This is a genomic window from Faecalibacterium butyricigenerans (genome assembly GCF_020687345.1).
In the GTDB taxonomy this organism is placed as follows: Bacteria; Bacillota; Clostridia; order Oscillospirales; family Ruminococcaceae; genus Faecalibacterium; species Faecalibacterium butyricigenerans.
Map to the genome: position 1 here is coordinate 54,176 of NZ_JAJEQL010000005.1, position 17,408 is coordinate 71,583.

18 protein-coding genes, 1 tRNA gene and 1 other annotated feature are annotated in these 17,408 nt (G+C 60.2%); of the genes, 8 read left to right on the forward strand and 11 right to left on the reverse strand.

The window, feature by feature from the left end:
• Positions 1-24 precede the first annotated feature (24 nt).
• On the reverse strand, positions 25-1,395 hold the full coding sequence (locus tag LKD23_RS03300) for an NCS2 family permease (RefSeq protein WP_227620355.1): 1,371 nt from the start codon (positions 1,393-1,395) through the stop codon (positions 25-27).
• A 355-nt stretch (positions 1,396-1,750) separates the two neighbouring features.
• Here LKD23_RS03300 and LKD23_RS03305 point away from each other — a divergent pair.
• The 3 genes from LKD23_RS03305 (at position 1,751) to LKD23_RS03315 (ending at position 2,684) form a co-directional block, all read left to right on the forward strand.
• Positions 1,751-1,835, forward strand: a tRNA-Tyr gene (locus tag LKD23_RS03305).
• 299 nt (positions 1,836-2,134) lie between these two features.
• On the forward strand, positions 2,135-2,416 hold the full coding sequence (locus LKD23_RS03310) for a type II toxin-antitoxin system RelB/DinJ family antitoxin (RefSeq protein ID WP_227620356.1): 282 nt from the start codon (positions 2,135-2,137) through the stop codon (positions 2,414-2,416).
• A complete protein-coding gene (locus tag LKD23_RS03315; RefSeq protein ID WP_227620357.1) occupies positions 2,409-2,684 on the forward strand; it encodes a type II toxin-antitoxin system YafQ family toxin in 276 nt (91 codons plus the stop codon). Before LKD23_RS03310 ends, LKD23_RS03315 begins: the two co-directional genes overlap by 8 nt.
• Positions 2,685-2,934: 250 nt before the next feature.
• Here LKD23_RS03315 and LKD23_RS03320 read toward each other — a convergent pair whose 3' ends face one another.
• The 5 genes from LKD23_RS03320 to LKD23_RS03340 all read right to left on the reverse strand — a co-directional run bounded on the left by LKD23_RS03320 (position 2,935) and on the right by LKD23_RS03340 (position 7,664).
• A complete protein-coding gene (locus LKD23_RS03320) occupies positions 2,935-3,168 on the reverse strand; it encodes a methylenetetrahydrofolate dehydrogenase (protein WP_227620358.1) in 234 nt (77 codons plus the stop codon).
• 66 nt (positions 3,169-3,234) lie between these two features.
• The gene (locus tag LKD23_RS03325) at positions 3,235-4,050 is read right to left on the reverse strand and encodes a TatD family hydrolase (protein WP_227620359.1); all 816 of its coding nucleotides are present in this window, start codon (positions 4,048-4,050) and stop codon (positions 3,235-3,237) included.
• The gene (locus tag LKD23_RS03330) at positions 4,047-5,006 is read right to left on the reverse strand and encodes a DMT family transporter (protein WP_227620360.1); all 960 of its coding nucleotides are present in this window, start codon (positions 5,004-5,006) and stop codon (positions 4,047-4,049) included. The genes LKD23_RS03325 and LKD23_RS03330 overlap by 4 nt, the downstream gene beginning before the upstream one ends.
• A gap of 3 nt (positions 5,007-5,009) precedes the next feature.
• A complete protein-coding gene (gene metG, locus LKD23_RS03335) occupies positions 5,010-7,007 on the reverse strand; it encodes a methionine--tRNA ligase (RefSeq protein WP_227620361.1) in 1,998 nt (665 codons plus the stop codon).
• Positions 7,008-7,361: 354 nt separating this feature from the next.
• Positions 7,362-7,664, reverse strand: a complete 303-nt coding sequence (locus LKD23_RS03340) for a Dabb family protein (RefSeq protein WP_158400089.1) — start codon at positions 7,662-7,664, stop codon at positions 7,362-7,364.
• 217 nt (positions 7,665-7,881) lie between these two features.
• Here LKD23_RS03340 and LKD23_RS03345 point away from each other — a divergent pair, with 217 nt between their 5' ends.
• Positions 7,882-8,640, forward strand: a complete 759-nt coding sequence (locus tag LKD23_RS03345; RefSeq protein WP_227620362.1) for an Ig-like domain-containing protein — start codon at positions 7,882-7,884, stop codon at positions 8,638-8,640.
• Positions 8,641-8,935: 295 nt separating this feature from the next.
• Here the strand turns inward: LKD23_RS03345 and asnB are convergent, their stop codons facing one another.
• Together asnB and LKD23_RS03355 are read right to left on the reverse strand one after the other, a co-directional pair.
• Positions 8,936-10,522 carry an asparagine synthase B gene (asnB, locus tag LKD23_RS03350; RefSeq protein ID WP_227620363.1) on the reverse strand — a complete coding sequence of 529 codons (1,587 nt, stop codon included), beginning with the start codon at positions 10,520-10,522 and terminating at the stop codon, positions 8,936-8,938.
• Positions 10,523-10,638: 116 nt separating this feature from the next.
• Positions 10,639-10,908: a binding site (T-box leader), on the reverse strand.
• 13 nt (positions 10,909-10,921) lie between these two features.
• A complete protein-coding gene (locus LKD23_RS03355) occupies positions 10,922-11,407 on the reverse strand; it encodes a Fur family transcriptional regulator (protein ID WP_227620364.1) in 486 nt (161 codons plus the stop codon).
• A 291-nt stretch (positions 11,408-11,698) separates the two neighbouring features.
• Here LKD23_RS03355 and LKD23_RS03360 point away from each other — a divergent pair, with 291 nt between their 5' ends.
• From LKD23_RS03360 to LKD23_RS03375, 4 genes are all read left to right on the forward strand, one after another.
• Positions 11,699-12,358: a GntR family transcriptional regulator gene (locus LKD23_RS03360; protein WP_227620365.1), complete on the forward strand. Its 660-nt coding sequence runs from the start codon at positions 11,699-11,701 to the stop codon at positions 12,356-12,358.
• Positions 12,359-12,492: 134 nt separating this feature from the next.
• Positions 12,493-13,224: a TraX family protein gene (locus tag LKD23_RS03365; protein ID WP_227620366.1), complete on the forward strand. Its 732-nt coding sequence runs from the start codon at positions 12,493-12,495 to the stop codon at positions 13,222-13,224.
• A 171-nt stretch (positions 13,225-13,395) separates the two neighbouring features.
• Positions 13,396-14,124 (forward strand): glucosamine-6-phosphate deaminase, encoded by a 729-nt coding sequence (gene nagB / locus LKD23_RS03370; RefSeq protein WP_227620367.1) that lies wholly within the window; start codon positions 13,396-13,398, stop codon positions 14,122-14,124.
• A gap of 15 nt (positions 14,125-14,139) precedes the next feature.
• On the forward strand, positions 14,140-14,412 hold the full coding sequence (locus LKD23_RS03375) for a hypothetical protein (protein WP_227620368.1): 273 nt from the start codon (positions 14,140-14,142) through the stop codon (positions 14,410-14,412).
• A gap of 62 nt (positions 14,413-14,474) precedes the next feature.
• Here LKD23_RS03375 and LKD23_RS03380 read toward each other — a convergent pair whose 3' ends face one another.
• From LKD23_RS03380 to nagA, 3 genes are read right to left on the reverse strand one after another with little or no spacing between them, the layout of a single operon-like run.
• Complete coding sequence (locus LKD23_RS03380; RefSeq protein ID WP_227620369.1) at positions 14,475-14,732, reverse strand: HPr family phosphocarrier protein; 258 nt, start codon at positions 14,730-14,732, stop codon at positions 14,475-14,477.
• Between the two features lie 47 nt (positions 14,733-14,779).
• Entirely contained in the window at positions 14,780-16,069 is a 1,290-nt protein-coding gene (locus LKD23_RS03385) for a class II D-tagatose-bisphosphate aldolase, non-catalytic subunit (RefSeq protein ID WP_227620370.1), read from the reverse strand.
• Positions 16,070-16,097: 28 nt separating this feature from the next.
• The gene (nagA, locus tag LKD23_RS03390; RefSeq protein WP_227620371.1) at positions 16,098-17,237 is read right to left on the reverse strand and encodes an N-acetylglucosamine-6-phosphate deacetylase; all 1,140 of its coding nucleotides are present in this window, start codon (positions 17,235-17,237) and stop codon (positions 16,098-16,100) included.
• Between the last annotated feature and the right edge of the window lie 171 nt (positions 17,238-17,408).

Below are 17,408 nucleotides of genomic sequence, written 5' to 3' on the forward strand. Positions count from 1 at the left end.
GGCTTTTGCTGTTGCCGGGAGCGTTTACAGCAGGACGTACTTGAGGATGAAGAGGATGGTCAGAACGTACATCAGGGGGCTGATCTTCTTCTCCTTGGCCTTGCCGGTGACGACATTGATGATGGTCCAGGAGATGACGCCGATGGCGATGCCCTCCGAGATGCTGTAGGCAGTGGGCATGGCCAGAATGGTCAGGAAGGCGGGGATGCCCTCGCTGGGGTCAGAGAAGTCGATCTTGATGGCAGAACCCATCATGTAGAAGCCCACGATGATGAGGGCCGGAGCGGTAGCGAAGGAGGGGATGGTCAGGAAGAGGGGGCTGAACACCACGGCCAGCAGGAACAGCACGCCGGTGGTCATGGAGGTCAGGCCGGTGCGGCCGCCCTCGGTGACGCCGGAAGCGCTCTCGACGAAGGTGGTAGTAGTGGAAGTGCCCAACACAGCACCGGCGCAGGTGGCGATGGAGTCGGCCATCAGCGCGCCCTTGATGTGGGGCAGTTTGCCCTCCTCGTCCAGCATATCGGCCTTGGAAGCGACGCCGATGAGGGTGCCCAGCGTGTCGAACAGGTCAACGAAGAGGAAGGAGAACATGACGGCGAAGAAGTTCAGGATGCCCACACCGGAGAAGTCGGTCTTGAACACCTGCCCGAAGGTCTTGCCCAGTGCGGAGAAGTCGAAGCTGACAAAGCTGGTGGGGATGACGGAGTACATCCCTGCGTCGGGGTTGGGGATATAAATGCCAGTCAGCTCGCAGACAATGCCGAGCACCCATGTGATGAGGATGCCGTAGAGGATGCCGCCCTTGACGTGCTTCACCAGCAGGATGGCGGTGATGGCCACGCCCAGCAGAGCGAGGATAGCGCCCACGCCCACAGAGGAGAAGGTCTCGCCCTTGAAGTGCTGGTAGGTGACGAGGGTGGAGTCGCTGTTGACGATGAGCTTGGCATTCTGCAGGCCCACGAAGGCCACGAACAGGCCGATGCCCACGCTGACAGCGCTCTTGAGGGTCATGGGGATGGCGTTGAAGATGCCCTCACGCACGTTGGTCAGGCTCAGCACGATGAAGATGATGCCCTCGACGAAGACGGCCATCAGGGCCAGCTGCCAGCTGTAGCCCATCGTGAGAACGACGGTGTAGGCAAAGTAGGCGTTCAGGCCCATGCCGGGGGCCAGCGCGAAGGGGTAGTTGGCCAGCAGAGCCATCAGGGCAGTGCCCACGAAGGATGCCAGCGAGGTGGCGATCAGGACTGCGTTGGCATCCATGCCGGAAGCGGAAAGGATGCTGGGGTTGACCGCAAGGATGTAGGCCATCGTCATGAAGGTGGTGATACCGGCCATGACTTCGGTCTTGACGTCGGTGTGGTTCTCTTTCAGGTGAAAGATTTTTTCGAACATGAAAGTTCCTCCTGTCTTTGTGTGAAACTCCCGCCGCCCGCAAGCAGCCGGGAAAGAACAAAGCCTATTGTAGCACGGACGTCCGACATTTGTCCACCGGAAAAATACAAAAAAGTCACGTTTTTGCAAAAGATGATGAATGAGTATGACTCTTAGGGCGCTTATTCCGGTGAGCGTATGTGAAAATATCCATCATGCCGCCCATGGACTTGTGCCGCAGACGGTCGTGGCGCGGGGAACGGTAACGTCGGAGAGCGTGTCTTTTTCTTGGGAAATATCAAAATAGCTGTTGACAAAACGGGAAAGCTATGATAAACTAAACAAGTCGTCCGGCAACGGACACGAAAATGAATAAGGGCGTGTTCCCGAGTGGCCAATGGGGACAGACTGTAAATCTGCTGCTTTCAGCTTCGGTGGTTCGAATCCACCCGCGCCCACCAAGAAATCCAGTATCCGAACCGGGTACTGGATTTTCTGTTTTGCAGAAATCTTCTCAGGGCTGGGCGGGTGGATTCGAACAGCTGCGGCGCTGTCGCAGAAGACAGCGCAAAAACAGCCCAGTGGGCTGTTTTTAGCAGCGCGGCTTGCGTAATCCACCCGCGCCCACCAAAAAATCTTCTCGGAGCTGCGAAAGAAAAGCATCTTTCTTTTTGTGCGCATAATGTGCGCAGCCTATGTTGACATTTTGGCTGGATGGTGCTATAGTGATAACAGAAAACCAACAGGGAGGCGTTCTATTATGGCGAAAACCAGCACCAACATCAGTCTCGACCCGGAGCTGAAGCGCTCGAGTCAGGAGCTTTTTGCAGACCTCGGCATCGACCTGTCCACGGCGATCACCCTCTTTCTGAAGCAGTCTCTTCGGGTTCAGGGCCTGCCCTTTGCCGTTACCCGAGAAAATCCAAACGCAGAGACGGCGGCGGCCCTGAATGAATACGCCGAGATGAAGGCTCATCCGGAAAAATATAAGCGCTATGCTTCCTTCAAGGACGCTATGGACGAGGTGCTGGCGGATGTTTGAGGTTGTCCTCTCCAACCGGTTTAGAAAAGACCTCAAGCTTGCAGCCAAGCGGGGCCTGCGACTGGATGAGCTGAATGCCATCGTGGAGCAGCTCGCCGCTGGGCAGACCCTGCCGGAGCGGAACCGTGACCACGCCCTAACCGGTGACTACATCGGCTTCCGAGAATGCCACATCCGGCCCGACTGGCTGCTTGTTTATCGCGTGGATGGTGACGCTCTCGAGCTTTTCCTGTTCCGTACCGGTACGCATACCGATTTGTTTGATTAGTCGTTTCAAGGCAGCCCCACCCCGGGGCTGCTTTTTGTTTTGCCCTGCGACAACCGGGTCGGGAGACAGCTCTGCCAGCTGGGCGAATATGGCACGAAAAAAGCGTCCCTGCCCGGATGGGCAAAGACGCTTGAGGGATTTGGTTGTTACTGTCCTATCTCTTCGTAGACAAGACACCTGAAACGGATTTCAGGGGCTTCATCCCAGCCGCGCAGCGGCTGTTTTCACAGAGTAGAAGCTCTTGAAAAAATTACTTGACGTACTCGACAGTGTACTCGAAGCCGTACTCTTCCTGCAGCTTCTTGACGGCAGGCTCGCAGTCCTCGATGAAGGTGGGGGCGTAGACGGAAGCGCCGTTGTGGGTCTTCTTGTAGTCCTCGACGATCTGCTGCAGCTTTGCCCAGCCCTCGTTGGCCTTGGCATTATCGACGCTGTCGGGGAAGTTGATGATAAATTCGCGGTGAGAAGGGATACGAGCTTTCATAGTAGGTTTCTCCTTATGAAAAATATGGATTCAAATTTATACAGAAACAGGAAAATGCCCTGAATCTTACAGTTGGTAGACTGCCCGGGCGTTCTGGGCGGTCTGACGGAAGACCTCTTCCGGGGAGAGGCCCTTGACGCTGGCAATGTACTCGCCGACGTAGCGGATGAGGGAGCTGTCACAGCGGGTGCCCCGCACCGGCTCGGGGGCCATGTAGGGACAGTCCGTTTCGAGGACGATGCGCTCCAGCGGCAGGGCGGAGATGGCTTTCGCGGCCCGCTTCGCCCCCTTAAAGGTGCAGGCACCGCCGAAGCCGAAGTACAGGCCCTGCGCAGCCAGCCATTCGGCGTCCTCCGCAGAGCCGGAATAGCAGTGGACGATGCCCTTGGGCCGGTATTTCTTCAGCAGGGCGTAGACGTCGGCGTGGGCACTGCGGTCGTGGACGATGATGGGCTTGTCCAGCTCGAGGGCCAGCCGCAGCTCGGCCTCGAAGAGGGCCAGCTGGGCGTCCTTCGGGACGGGCCAGTGATAATCCAGTCCGCACTCGCCTACGGCCACCACCTTCGGGTCGTCGTAATAGGGCGCAAGGGCCTTCATCTCAGCGGCCCAGTCGCCGCCAAAGACGGAGACCGTCGGGGCAGGCCCCTCCGCGCCGCAGTCCTCGGGGGCCAGCAGGCTCTCGGGGTGGATGCCGATGGCGGCGTACACCCACGGATAGCGGTGGGCCAGCTCCATCACCCGGGGGGCGTCCCCGGAGTGGGTGGCCTGCTCGCAGACGCCCACGACGCCCTTTTCGGGCAGGCTGTCCAGCAGGGCGAAGCGGTCGGCGTCGAAAGCGCGGGCGCTGTAGTGGGCGTGGGTGTCGAAGATGGGGCCGGTCATGGAGCCTCCTTCTTGGTGGGGGCCTTGTTCACCAGCCAGATACCGACGCAGACGAAGACCAGCGCGGCCAGATACTGCCAGCGGAACAGCGGCTCGCCGTTGAGCACGGCGCTCAGCAGGACGTTGACCACCGGGTTCACGAAGCCGAAGATGGCGATGCGGCTGACGGGGTTGTTCTTCATCAGCAAGGCCCAGAGCAGATAGCCTGCGCCGCAGATGAAGGCCAGATACAGCAGCACCAGCACGCCCAGCGGGGTCACGCTGCCCAGACGCCCGCCGAGGGCCGTGCCCAGCACAAAGAGCGCTGCGCCGCCCACGAAGAGGTTCAGGAAGCAGACCGCGAAGCTGTCCGCCTTTTTGGTGACGGACTTGTTCCACGGGCCGGACAGGGTGAAGACGACGGTGGCCAGCAGCATACAGAAGACGCCCCAGCCGCTGCCGCCGCCGTGGTTGCCCAGCGTGCCGATGAGGACGCCTGCAAAGCCGACGGCGCAGCCCAGTGTCTTTGCGGGGGTCATCCGGTCGGCATTGCCGTAGAGGAAGTGGGCGAAGATGACGCCCAGAAAGCTCTGGGTGCTGTTCAGGATGCCGCCGAAAGCGCCGGTGAGCATCGCTACGGCGATGTAGTAGAAGGCGTACTGGAGGGTGGTCTGCCACAGGCCCAGCGCACAGCACTCGGCAAAGACCCGGCCCCTCGGGAGGGTGGGTGCCCGGCTCTGGAGCAGGGTGCTGCCCAGCAGAACGAGAAGGCTGCCCAGCATGAAGCGCACACCGGCGAAGCAGAAGATGGAGGCTGTGTTGCCGGGGTCGATGGCAAAGAGGCGGTAGCCCATCTTGATGAAGGGGAACGCGCAGCCCCACAGCACGTTGCAGAAGATGGCCAGCAGCACCGCGAACACCGGCGTGCCGAAGATCTGATCGAGCCGCTGGGCGCGGGTCAGGGATGTGTTTTCCATGGCTCAGTGGATGCGGGCACCCACGGGGGTGTCGTCGCTGTAGAAGGGGATGGAGCAGCCGCCGTCGGCGGTGTCGGCGGCAAAGATCATGCCCTCGCTGACGTACTTGCCCTTCATCATCGGGCGGGGGGCGAGGTTGCAGACGATGCCGAGCTTCTTGCCGATGAGATCCTCCGGCTTGAACCACTTGGCGATGCCGGACAGGATGCAGCGCTCCCGCTCGCCATCAAAGACGGTCAGGTGGAGCAGCTTCTTGCTCTCCTTCAGGTTCTCGCAGGCGCGGACCTCGGCCACGCGCAGCTCCACCTTGCAGAAGTCGTCGTAGGAGATCTCGGCCTCGTGGGTGAAGTCCACGCTGCTCTCCTCTGCGGGGGCAGCGGCCTTCTTCTCGGCCTCCTCCTTGGCCTTTTTAGCGGCCTCGGCAGCGGCTTTCCGCTTCTCGTCCTCTTCCTTCAGGTGGGCGATCTCCTTTGCCACGTCGATGCGGGGGAACAGGGCCTCGCCCTTGTGGACGGTGTAGCTCTCCTGTGCGCCGTAGACGGCCTTGGTCAGGTCGATGTCGGCCGCAGTCAGACCCAGCTGCTCCATCATCTTGGGGGCGGTGGAGGGCAGATAGGCGTTCAGCAGGATGCCGCAGACACGCAGGGCCTCGCACAGGTGGTACAGCACGCTCTCGAGGCGCTCCTTGTTGGCCTCGTCCTTGGCCAGTGCCCAGGGCGCGGTCTCGTCGATGTACTTGTTGGCGCGCTGGATGACGGCGAAGATCTCCATCAGGGCCTGCGGGATGGTCAGGCTGTCCATATCAGCCGTGACCTTGCCCAGCAGCTCGCTGGTCATGGTCTCCAGCTCGGCGTCGATGGCCTCAGCGCCGGCGGTCTTGTGGACGGTGCCGCCGAAGTACTTCTCGCACATGGCGACGGTACGGCTCAGCAGGTTGCCGAGGTCGTTGGCGAGGTCGCTGTTGATGCGGTTGATGAGGGCTTCGTTGGTGAACATACCGTCGTTGCCGAAGGGGATCTCGCGGAGCAGGAAGTAGCGGATGGCGTCCACGCCGTAGCGGTCGCAGAGGATGACGGGGTCAACGACGTTGCCGACGGACTTGGACATCTTGCCGCCGTTCATCAGCAGCCAGCCGTGGCCAAAGACGCGCTTGGGCAGCGGCAGATCGAGGGCCATCAGCATGGCGGGCCAGAGGATGGTGTGGAAGCGGAGGATCTCCTTGCCCACCATGTGCAGGTCGGCAGGCCAGAACTTGTCGTAGTCGCTGTACTTCTCGTTGCCGTAGCCCAGCGCGGTGATATAGTTGCTCAGCGCATCGACCCAGACGTACATGGTGTGCTTGGGGTCGAAGGGGACGGGGATGCCCCACTTGACGGAGGTGCGGGAGACGCAGGTGTCCTGCAGGCCCTGCTTGATGAAGGCGATCATCTCGTTCTTCCGGCTCTCGGGCTGGATGAACTGGGGGTTCTCCTCGTAGAGCTTGAGCAGACGGTCGGCGTACTTGCTGGTCTTGAAGAAGTAGGCCTCCTCGTGGGCCTCGTAGACCTCGCGGCCGCACTCGGGGCACTTGCCGTCCACCAGCTGGCTGTCGGTCCAGAAGCTCTCGCAGGGCTTGCAGTAGTGGCCGGTGTACTCGCCCTTGTAGATGTCGCCCTGCTCGTAGAGCTTGGTGAAGATCTTCTGGCAGGACTCCATGTGGTAGTCGTCGGTGGTGCGGATGAAGCGGTCGTAGCTGATGTCCATCAGCTTCCACAGGTCCTTGACGGTGGCGACGATCTTATCGACGTACTCCTTCGGAGTCACGCCGGCGTCGGCGGCCTTGTCCTGAATCTTCTGGCCGTGCTCGTCGGTGCCGGTCAGGAACATGACGTCGCAGCCCTGCATCCGCTTGAAGCGTGCCAGCGCGTCGCAGGCTACGGTGGTGTAGCTGTGGCCGATGTGCAGCTTGTCGCTGGGGTAATAGATCGGTGTGGTGATGTAGAATGTCTTGTGCTCGCTCATGAAAACGATTCTTCCTTTCTTTTGGCGCTCAGAACGAAAAACGCTCCCGCCCTGCCGACTGTGTCGGACAAGGACGAGAGCGTATAACTTCCGTGGTACCACCTTGTTTCGCCGTGCCCTTGCAGACGCGGCCTTGCGCCGGAACTCCGGCGAGCGCGGTAACGGGCGCACCCGTCGCGGGCTAACGATTCGCCCGCGCAGCTCGGAGACCATCTTCGGCATCGCGCGGCCTGCCCGGTTCCATCCTTCGGGCTTTCTGTCAGGCGCAGACGAGGCGTACTCTTCTCTTCACAGCCAGTTTACATTATTATATTTAATATACGCAAAATCGGCGGGTTTGTCAATGATAATGTGTCAGACCTCGTAATCCAGACAGACCCGGTTCTTATAATAGGGCCGCACCTTGCTGTCGGCCACGGCCACATGGGCCGGATGCTTGGAGTAGCCCTTGAGCGCCTCGGCGGACTCGAAGGTGGTGTCCAGCATCAGGTCGGCGTTGGAAGAGGGCAGGCCGTTGATGTTGACGTGCACCTCCACGAGGCCCGGGATCTGACCGGCCAGACCCTCAAGGCCTGCCTTGATGCCCGCCTTGATGTCGGCCTTTTCGGCGTCGGAATATTCGTCCTTGAGCTGCCAGAGAATGATATGCTTGACCATAATAAAAATCCTCCTGTTGTTGGCTGGGATGCTTTGACGCCCTTATTGTAACATCTGCACAAAAACTGTGCAAGAGCTTTTGTTTGCCCGGGAAAGGACGGGATGATATAATAGAAGGGAAAGCGAGCCGGGGCAGAGCGGCGTCTGCACCCGGCAGGACAAGCGGACAACTGCGGGCCGCGCCGACCGGCACCCGCCAGAATATGAGGAAATTTAGATGAGAAAGCACCTGACCCACCTTGCGGCCGCTCTGGCCGTGACGCTTCTGCTCGGCGCTGCGGCCAGCCCCCTGCGCGCTGCTGCCGCTACGCCTGAGCTGCCTGCGGTTGTGGCTGAGCTGGACGCGGAGAACACAACCGAGGCTGCGGCAGAGAGCCGCCTGAGCCAGAGCTATCTGGATATGACCATCGAATACAACGACCCGCACCCCGTCCGTCAGCTCTATCTTTCCAGTGTGGCAGACGGAGATATGGTCTACCAGTGGTACAGCACCAACCCCGCCGTAGCGACCGTGGACCGCAACGGCCTCGTAACGGCCCAGAAGCCCGGCAAGACCACCATCGTGGCCAACACCTACACCACCACCCTGCGGTGTGACGTAACGGTGGTGTCCAACGTGGGCCGGGTGACCCTGAACCAGGAGCGGCTGTATCTGGAAAACATCGGCGGCACGGCGGCCCTGAGAGCTTCCGTAGCCGTGGAGAACGGTGACGCAGTACCCATCACCTGGACTACCAGCAACCCTGCCGCCGCCACCGTAGACCCCTTTGGTCTGGTAACGGCGGTGGGGGACGGGGAGGCCCTGATCACCGCCACCACCCCGGACGGCCACAGCGCCTGCTGTAATGTCTACTGCGGCACGCAGGTGGCGATTCAGGAACAGATCGAGGCCGATGAGGTAAAGATCGCCCTCGGCGTCCTTGGCGGTTTCGCCGTTCTGGCCGGTGTGCTGGCGCTGGCGACCTCCGGCGGCTGAGCCGGAACAGGAACAAAAACAAAAGCAGGCACACACCCGGGAAAGCCGGAGCGGCGTGCCTGCTTTGCTTTTACCATTGCTCTACTGAGGAAAATTAAGTGGCAAAGTTCCAATATAATAACATAGATACGTTCAGAATCGAACTTTGCCAGCTTGGCAAAGTTCCCTGAGATTGGCAAAGTTCGAAGTTTGCCAGCAGGGCACAAGTTTGCCACCTTGGCAAAGTTTGCTTTATGGCGTTGGTACGCTGATATTTTGGAACTTGGCCAGATAACCCGCGTGGCTCGGAGGCTTCTTACACGCCCGAAGCGCCATAGTTTGCCAGCACGCGGGCGGAGGGGTCGTTGACGTTGCAGCCCGGCCATGCCTTGTTGGGCATCCAGAAGCCCACGATGGTGCGGCTCTGGTCGTGGTAGTATTTCTCGAAGATCTCGCGGTAGAACAGGCTCTCCTTGGTGAAGGGCATACAGTGGGCGGAGTAGTTTGCCCGGCGGAGCTGGAACTCCTCGTCGGTATAGAGGCTCTCGGCGTACTCCTTGATGTCGTCCACCATGCTGTGGCCCACGGCGTCGGAGAAGGCGGCCTTCTCGCGCCAGAGGATCTCCGGCGGCAGCCAGTCGCCCTCGAACGCCTTGCGCAGCAGGTACTTGCCCTTGCCGTAGCTGTTCAGCTTCTTTTCGGGGTCGATGGCCATGACGTACCGGACGAAGTCGAGGTCGCCGAAGGGCACGCGGGCCTCGATGCTGTTGGCGGAGATGCAGCGGTCGGCGCGGAGGACGTCGTACATATACAGCTCACGGATGCGCTTCTGGCTCTCCTGCTGGAAGGCGTCGGCGGTGGGGGCGTAGTCGGTGTACTTGTAGCCGAACAGCTCGTCGGAGATCTCGCCGGTCAGCAGCACCCGGACGTCGGTCTGCTCGTGGATGGCCTTGCAGAGCAGATACATTCCCATGCTGGCGCGGATGGTGGTGATGTCCCATGTGCCCAGCAGCCGGATGACCTCCTCAAGGTTCTGGATGACGATGTCCCGGTTGATGATAATCTCGTGGTGCTCGCTGCCCAGATACTCGGCGGTCTGGCGGGCATATTTCAGGTCGATGGCGTCGGTGTCCATGCCGATGGCGAAGGTGCGGATGGGCTTGCCCAGCTTTTTGGCGGCAATGGAGCAGACCAGCGAGGAGTCGAGGCCGCCCGAAAGCAGGAAGCCGACGGGGGCATCGGCGTCCAGACGCTTTTCCACACCGGCGATGAGCTTTTCGCGGATGTTGGTCAGGATGGTGTCCATGTCGTCCTGCATGGGGGCGGGCACGTCAGCGATGTCCTCGTAGCGGACGAAGCGGCCGTCGCAGTAGTAGCTGCCGATGGGGAAGGGGCGGATGTCGTCGCACCAGCCGATGAGGTTCTGCATCTCGGAGGCAAAGGCGATCTTGTGGCTGGACTTGGAGTAGCCGTAGAACAGCGGGCGGATGCCGATGGGGTCGCGGGCCGCGATGAGGCGGTCCTTGCGGGAGTCGTACATGATAAGGGCAAACTCGGAGTCCATGTGGCGGAACATATCCAGACCGTACTCATAGTAGAGCGGCAGCAGGATCTCGCAGTCGCAGTCGGAGTGGAACTGATAGCCCCGGCGCTTCAGGATCTCCTTCTCAAAGCGGAAGCCGTACAGCTCGCCGTTGCAGACCATGCAGTCGGCCCCGCGGTAGAAGGGCTGCATCCCCTCCGGGGTCAGGCCCATGATGGCCAGACGGCCAAAGCCCATCAGGCCGAAAGGCCCCTCCACGACCCGCTGGTCGTCCGGCCCGCGGGAGACGGTGCGCATCAGGTATTCTTTGAATTTGTCGGCACTGATATCGTGCCCGGTATAGCCGATCACACAGCACATATTTCTTACCCCTCTTATGTTGGTTTTTGACTTCTCCGTCACGCCTGCGAAGCTTTCCCTTCTTCGTCCCGGCGGGGAGGCGGATAAAATAAAAAATACGGCAGCAAACGTCCTGTTGCTAGGACGAATGCTGCCGTATCCGTGGTGCCACCTAAATTACCGGCAGAGCCTGCCAGTCACTTTGTGCGCTCTCCCCGTTGAAAGCACTGCCGCGATAACGAGCGGCGCACGTCTGCCCCTACTGCCCGCAGCGCCACAGCACCCGGGGGTTCAGGGGGAAGCTCACGGGGGTTCGTTCAGGCCCGGCCATCTGCGCGGCTCACACCTGCCCGCACTCTCTGGAAGAGGGCGCTCAGGGCCTTACTTTTCCCGTTCAACGCTTTTCTTGCGAGAATTGTATCACTGCTTTTTCTCCGTGTCAACCTCTGCGCAGCAATTTTTACAGGTTTGTGCAGCCTGCCCGTCCTGAGCCTCGTTTGCGGCGCAGCTGCGGCACATACCATACAAAACGCTGCCCTCGCATTGCAGGGTGAAGCCGTGCTCGGCCATCAGGTGGGCGCGCACCTCGTCCATGAAGTGGCAGTCCAGATGATAGATGCGCCCGCACCGCACGCATTTGAGGTGCAGGTGCTCCCGGCAGTGGCGGCCCTCGTCCACATACTGGAACACGGCCTTTTCGCCCTTGTCGGCCACATATTTCATCACCCGCTGCTCTCCGGCCAGCTTGTCCAGATAGCGGTAGACGGTGGTGGGGTTGGGGCTGGCCCCTTCGGCCTCCAGATGCTCGAGGATGTTGGAGGCGCTGACCGCGTGCTGGCGGTTGCGGATGAGATAATCTAAGATGAGCTGGCGGGTCTTGGTGTTGTAGCCGTCGCTTCGTGCCATGATGCAGATCCCTTCTTTCTCTTTGTAGTGTATCACATTTTATCCTTCGATGCAAAACAACAGGGGGATTCGGACAACAAGCACAAAAACGGTTGTGAAATATGTGCAAAAATGAGGAATGATATTTGGGCAAAACAGAAATCAAGCCAAACTTAGGCAGAAACTCTTGTAAAAAATGTCCTATTGTGTGATAATAAAATCGAGAGAATAGTTGGATTGTTTCAGGGATACAAGCAGCACCGGAAGACCGCGTGTGGAACGTCCAGCAGGAAATGATTGGAGAAGAGGAAGATGAAAGAGACGGAAACACAGGCAAAGCTGAGCCTGAAGCTGCAGGCATATCAGTACCTGAAGACCAAGATCCTCAACTGTGAGTACCGCCCGAACGAGTTCCTGAACGAGCAGAAGCTCTGCGCGGAGATGGGCAATATCAGCCGCACCCCCATGCGGGACGCGCTGGGGCGTCTGGAACAGGAGGGCCTGATCACCATTCTGCCCAAGAAGGGGCTGATGGTCTCCGGCATCACCGAGGACGATGTGCACAGTATGTTCGAGATGCGTCTGCTGGTGGAGCCTTATGCTCTGCGCACCTATGGCGCAGACATCCCCCACGGGGAGCTGGAGCACTTTGTCCAGATGATGCACGACCCGGATACCATCGACGACTTCTGCAAGGCGGACGATGACTTCCACGAGCTGCTCATGAGCACCCTGCCCAACAAGTATATGCGCTCGGCCTACGACCGGATCACCGGCCTCAACACCCGGTTCCGCATCATGACCGGCAAGGTGAGCATGATCAACCGGGAGCAGACCTGCGAGGAGCATCTGGAGATCCTCGAGCCTGCCCTGAAGGGCGACTGGAACACCGCCGCCGACGCCCTCCAGAAGCATCTGGAGATCGCCCGCGACAAGGCCGAGGGCGTCATCAAGGTCATCCGGCTGTGGTAAGAAGATAACAACAAAAGACCTCTCTGTATCGAATGGTGCGGGGAGGTCTTTTTTCACGCAGGAAGGGAAAATGGTTGAAAACGATCCCCCGGAACCGATATAATGGGGACAGTTCAAATGTGAGGTCTGACAAAATGCAAAACAACACACTTTCCCGCCCGGGCTTTTCCCTCAGCGGCACGGCGCTGAAGCGCATCGCCTGCCTGTCCATGCTCATCGACCACATCGGCGCGGCTCTGCTGGAAAACGGCCTGTTCCGGCAGAATGCCGTCTGGCAGGGCGGCGTCCGGCTGGATTTTGTGATGCGGATGGCGGGGCGGCTGGCCTTTCCCATCTACTGCTTCCTGCTGGTGGAGGGGTTCGTGCACACCCACGATTTCCGAAAATACGCCCTGCGGATGCTGGGCTTTGCCCTCCTCAGTGAGTTCCCCTTCGACTGGGCCTTCTTCTCCGGGGTCTGGTGGGGGCATCAGAACGTCTATTTTACCCTGCTGCTGGGCCTGCTGGCCATGAAGGCGCTGGACACCTTCCGGACCGGGGAGGGGACGCCGGACGCCCGGGGCATCCTCTGCGCGGCAGCCTGCACCGGGGCGGCGGCGCTGCTCCGCTGCGACTACGACGTGATGGGGATGGCCCTCATCCTCGCCCTCTATCTGACGCGGAAAGACCGGGCGGCCCAGTGCATCGCGGGCGCAGTCTTCACCCTCTTTGAGCCGGTGGCCCCGCTGGCCTTCGGGCTGGTGTGGTTTTATAGCGGCGAGCGGGGCAGCTGCTCAAGGGCCGAACAGTGGGCGTTCTACTGGTTCTACCCCGTCCATCTTTTCCTCCTTGCTGTCCTCACGAACCTCCTGCTTTTCCAAAAGTAAGGAGCTGTTTTCACAGGCATTGCACTCCGCTCACGGAAGCGGTTGCTGACCGAAAATTATAAAAAGTTGACACAAAATTACAACAGAAAATGCAAAAAACTGGCACTCCTTTCTGAAAAATATGGTATAATAGGCGGTAGGATAGCAAAAATGCATCAGGAGGTTCTACCAATGAAGATCATTCGTGCAAAAGATTACAAGGATATGTCCCGCAAGGCAGCCAATATCATCTCCGCGCAGGTCATCATGAAGCCGAACTGTGTGCTGGGTCTGGCGACCGGCGGCACCCCTGTGGGCGCATACGCACAGCTGGTGGAGTGGTACAACAAGGGCGACCTCGACTTCTCCGAAGTCACCACCGTCAACCTCGACGAGTACCGCGGCCTGCCCAAAGAGCACCCCGAGAGCTACTGGAGCTTCATGCACAAGAACCTGTTCGACCATGTGAACATCCGCCCCGAGGCCGTCCATCTGCCCGACGGCACCAACCCCGACGCGGCCGACGCCTGCGCCAAGTACAACGACATCATCCACAGCGTGGGCGGCATCGATCTGCAGCTGCTGGGCCTCGGCCCCAACGGCCACATCGGCTTCAACGAGCCGGGCGAGGCCTTCGAGCTGGAGACCCACTGTGTTGACCTGACCGAGGCCACCATCGAGGCCAACAAGCGCTTCTTTGACGGCAACGAGGACCTCGTCCCCAAGCAGGCCTATACCATGGGCATCAAGACCATCATGCAGGCCCGCAAGGTGCTGGTGGTGGCCAACGGTCTGGCCAAGGCCAAGGCGGTCAAGGCGGTCGTCTCCGGCCCCGTTACCCCCGAGTGCCCGGGTTCGATTTTGCAGCTGCATCCCGACTGCACCCTCGTGGCGGACGAAGAGGCTCTGAGCCTGCTGTAAGCCCCGGAGGAGCGTATGGACGAAAACGAAAAGAAAACGGCAGAAGCCCCGCAGGAACAGCCCAAGCCGGAGGACTACAGCCGCTACATGGGTACGTTGAACCGCATCTACCGCCGGAACGACGACCCCAAGCGCAAGAGGCTGGGCGACGGCATCGGCTCGCTGAAAAAGGGCCAGCAGTCCGCCGCCCCTGCGCCGGAGCCGGGCAAAAAAGACCGCAGCTTCCTCGTCGTGGCGGGCGGTGCCATCCTGCTTCTCGCCATCCTGTACTTCATCAAGCTTCTCTGAGAACAACAAAAATGCCGCTGTGCAGCGCTGAACTGCACGGCGGCATTTTTTCAATGTAATGCTCAGACGTTCTCGGTCAGGAACTTCTCCACAGCCTCGATGGCGGCGGCCTCATCCCCGCCCTCGGCGGTGACGGTGATGGTCTCGCCCTGACGGATGCCCATGCCCATCACGGCCATCAGCTTGCGCATATCGCAGGTCTTGCCGTTCTTCTCGAGGGTGATGGTGCTGGTATACTGCTTGGCCAGCTTGACCAGCAGGCCGGCAGGGCGTGCGTGGACGCCAAGTTCATCTTTGATGGTATACTGGAACTGTTTCATGGGTCGTAGTCTCCTTATCAATGAAAGAGGGATGGGGCGATCAAGGCTCAGACTGCGCTCTCGTAGTCCAGCATGAACTGCACGATGCCGTCCATTGCCAGCTCACGGGGGTCGAGCTTCAGCTTGCCCTCGCGGATCTTGGCGTAGCTGATGGGCATATACTGGTGGAGCATATTCATGGGGATGGGGTAGGCGCGGAGGTTGTCGAACAGCTTGTTCATGGCGGCGACCACCTCGGGCTGGCCGATGTAGTAGCGGGCACGGTCGGAGTAGCTGTACTTGCGGCACTGTGCCAGATGCTTCTCGTCGCCGTGGTAGTGCTTCTCCCAGTTGGCGGGGGAGGCCAGCATGACGGCGTCCAGCGTCTCGATGAAGTTGGCGCGCTGATCCTCGGGGACAAGCTCTTTCTCCATCATGCTGAGGGAGAACAGGGCCTCGCGGAGGCCGTAGGTCAGGGCCGGGCCGACCTTCAGGATGGCGATGCCGTCGGTGACCATGTTGTACAGGTCGGCGGCGGTCTGGTAGTCGGTAGAGTGGCCCTCGAAGCAGATGTCGGGGAACTCCTTCAGCGCGGCGCACAGGTCTACAGCAGCGGCGGGGTCATAGTCGAACACCTGCTCGTCGCCGAACTCGACGCCGGGCTGGACGACCACGGCGATGACGTCCTTCATGCCGTCGCCCACGCCCTCTTCGGTCCAGACGCGCTGGTAGGTAGAGACCGTGTCGCGGAAAGCATCGGGGCTGGTGACAGCCAGCGTGTCCTCAGCCTCGGTAGCACCGCCGGGGATGGGCACCTCGCTGCCGATGACAAAGACGGGGCGCATGGCGTCGGGCTTCTCGGCCTTCAGCTCCTCGTAGCCCTTCATGGCGGCTTTGTAGAGGGCTGCGCCGCGGCGTGCGATGACCTCGGTCTTGAGCAGGCCGGGAGCGTCGTCAGCCACCTTCATGCTGGTGTCGAGGTGGATCTTGGTAAAGCCGGCGCGGGCATACTGGTAGACCAGCTCCACCGAGTTCTTCATGGCCTCAGCCTCGGGCAGCTTCTGCCAGGTCAGGGGGCCGAGGTGGTCGCCTGCCAGGATCATCATGTTCTCGGGCAGGTCGATGTCCTTGGCCATTTTCAGGACCATCTGATAGAAGTCGGCGGGCTTCATGCCGGTGTAGCCGCCGAACTGGTTGACCTGATTGGCGGTGGCCTCGATCAGGACGGGGATGCTGCGCTCCTTGGCGCGGCGCAGAGCGATCTCGATGACCAGCTCATTGGCGCTGCAATAAGAGGGGATGCCGCAGCGAATGCCCTGACGGCGCTTGTCCATCATTTCCTGAAGCGGATGTTTCATGATCGATTTTCTCCTTCGTGTTTCCTTCTCAGAGCTTGGGCTGACCCATGCAGTAGGTCTGCAGGACGTCGTAGTTGTCTTCCAGCACCACAAGGTCGGCGTCCTTGCCCACCCGGATGGAGCCCTTGCGGTCGTCCAGATGCAGGCACTTGGCCGGGTTGATGGTGCAGGAGTTCAGCGCGTAGTTGAAGGGGACGAGAGCCTCCTCCACAAGGATGCGCAGGCCCTTGTTGATGTTCAGGGTAGAGCCTGCCAGACCGCCGGTGGCCGTCAGATGGGCGCTGCCGTCGGGGTAGATGATGATCTCATTGCCGCCGAAGAGGTACTTGCTGCCCACGGGAGTGCCCTTGGCCATCAGGGCGTCGGAGATCATGATGGCGTAGTCCGGCCCCTTGCTCATGAAGTAGTTGTTCAGGGCAGCGGGGGTGGAGTGGCAACCGTCGCAGATGATCTCGCCGTACATGGTGCGGATGCGGTAGGCCGCACCCACCAGACCGTTGGCGCGGTGGTTGAAGGGCGACATACCGTTATAGACGTGGGTCATGGAGCGTGCGCCGTTGGCATAGGCCATGACGGCCTGCTCGTAGGTGGCACCGCTGTGGCCGATGCTGACCACCACGCCGTGGGCGGTCAGATAGCGGGTGAGGGCAAAGTCCTCATCGTGCTCGGTGGCCAGCGTGACATAGCGGATGTGGCCCCGGGCCGCCTTCTGGTAGTGCTCGAACTGCTCGATGGTGGGTTTCACGATGTACTGGTCGGGCTGTGCGCCCTTGTACTTCATGTCGAGGTAGGGACCCTCGAAGTGGATGCCCAAAATCTCTGCGCCGTCGTAGCCGCTCTCCATGACGTTCGCCACATTGGTGACGGCGTTGGTCAGCACCTCGACGCTCTGGGTGATGGTGGTGGCGAGGAAGCTGGTGACGCCCTCCGAGACGATGTGCTCGGCCCAGTAGCGCAGGCCGTCCTCGTTTGCATCGTTGGTGTCGAACTCGTAGGCACCATGGCAGTGGATGTCCATGAAGCCGGGGACGATGCGCTTGTCGCCGTAATCGTCGTCCACATCCTTGGTGCCGTAGGGCAGGATGGCGGTGATCCTGCCGTCATTCACCTCAATGGCAGCAGGGACGAACTGGTCTGCCAGCCAGACCTTTTTGCTTTGTATTACCATTTTGAATGCCCTCCTTCTGGGGTAGATCGCTTGATTTCATTATACCGCAAGGCTTTGGAAAAATATTTATAATTTTCAATCGAGTTGTTATTCCTTTCGGCAAAAAGCTATAAAAATGAGCGAAAAAACGGCTTGGGAGGCCGATGCCGGGGCGGCAGTTTGTCTTTTTCA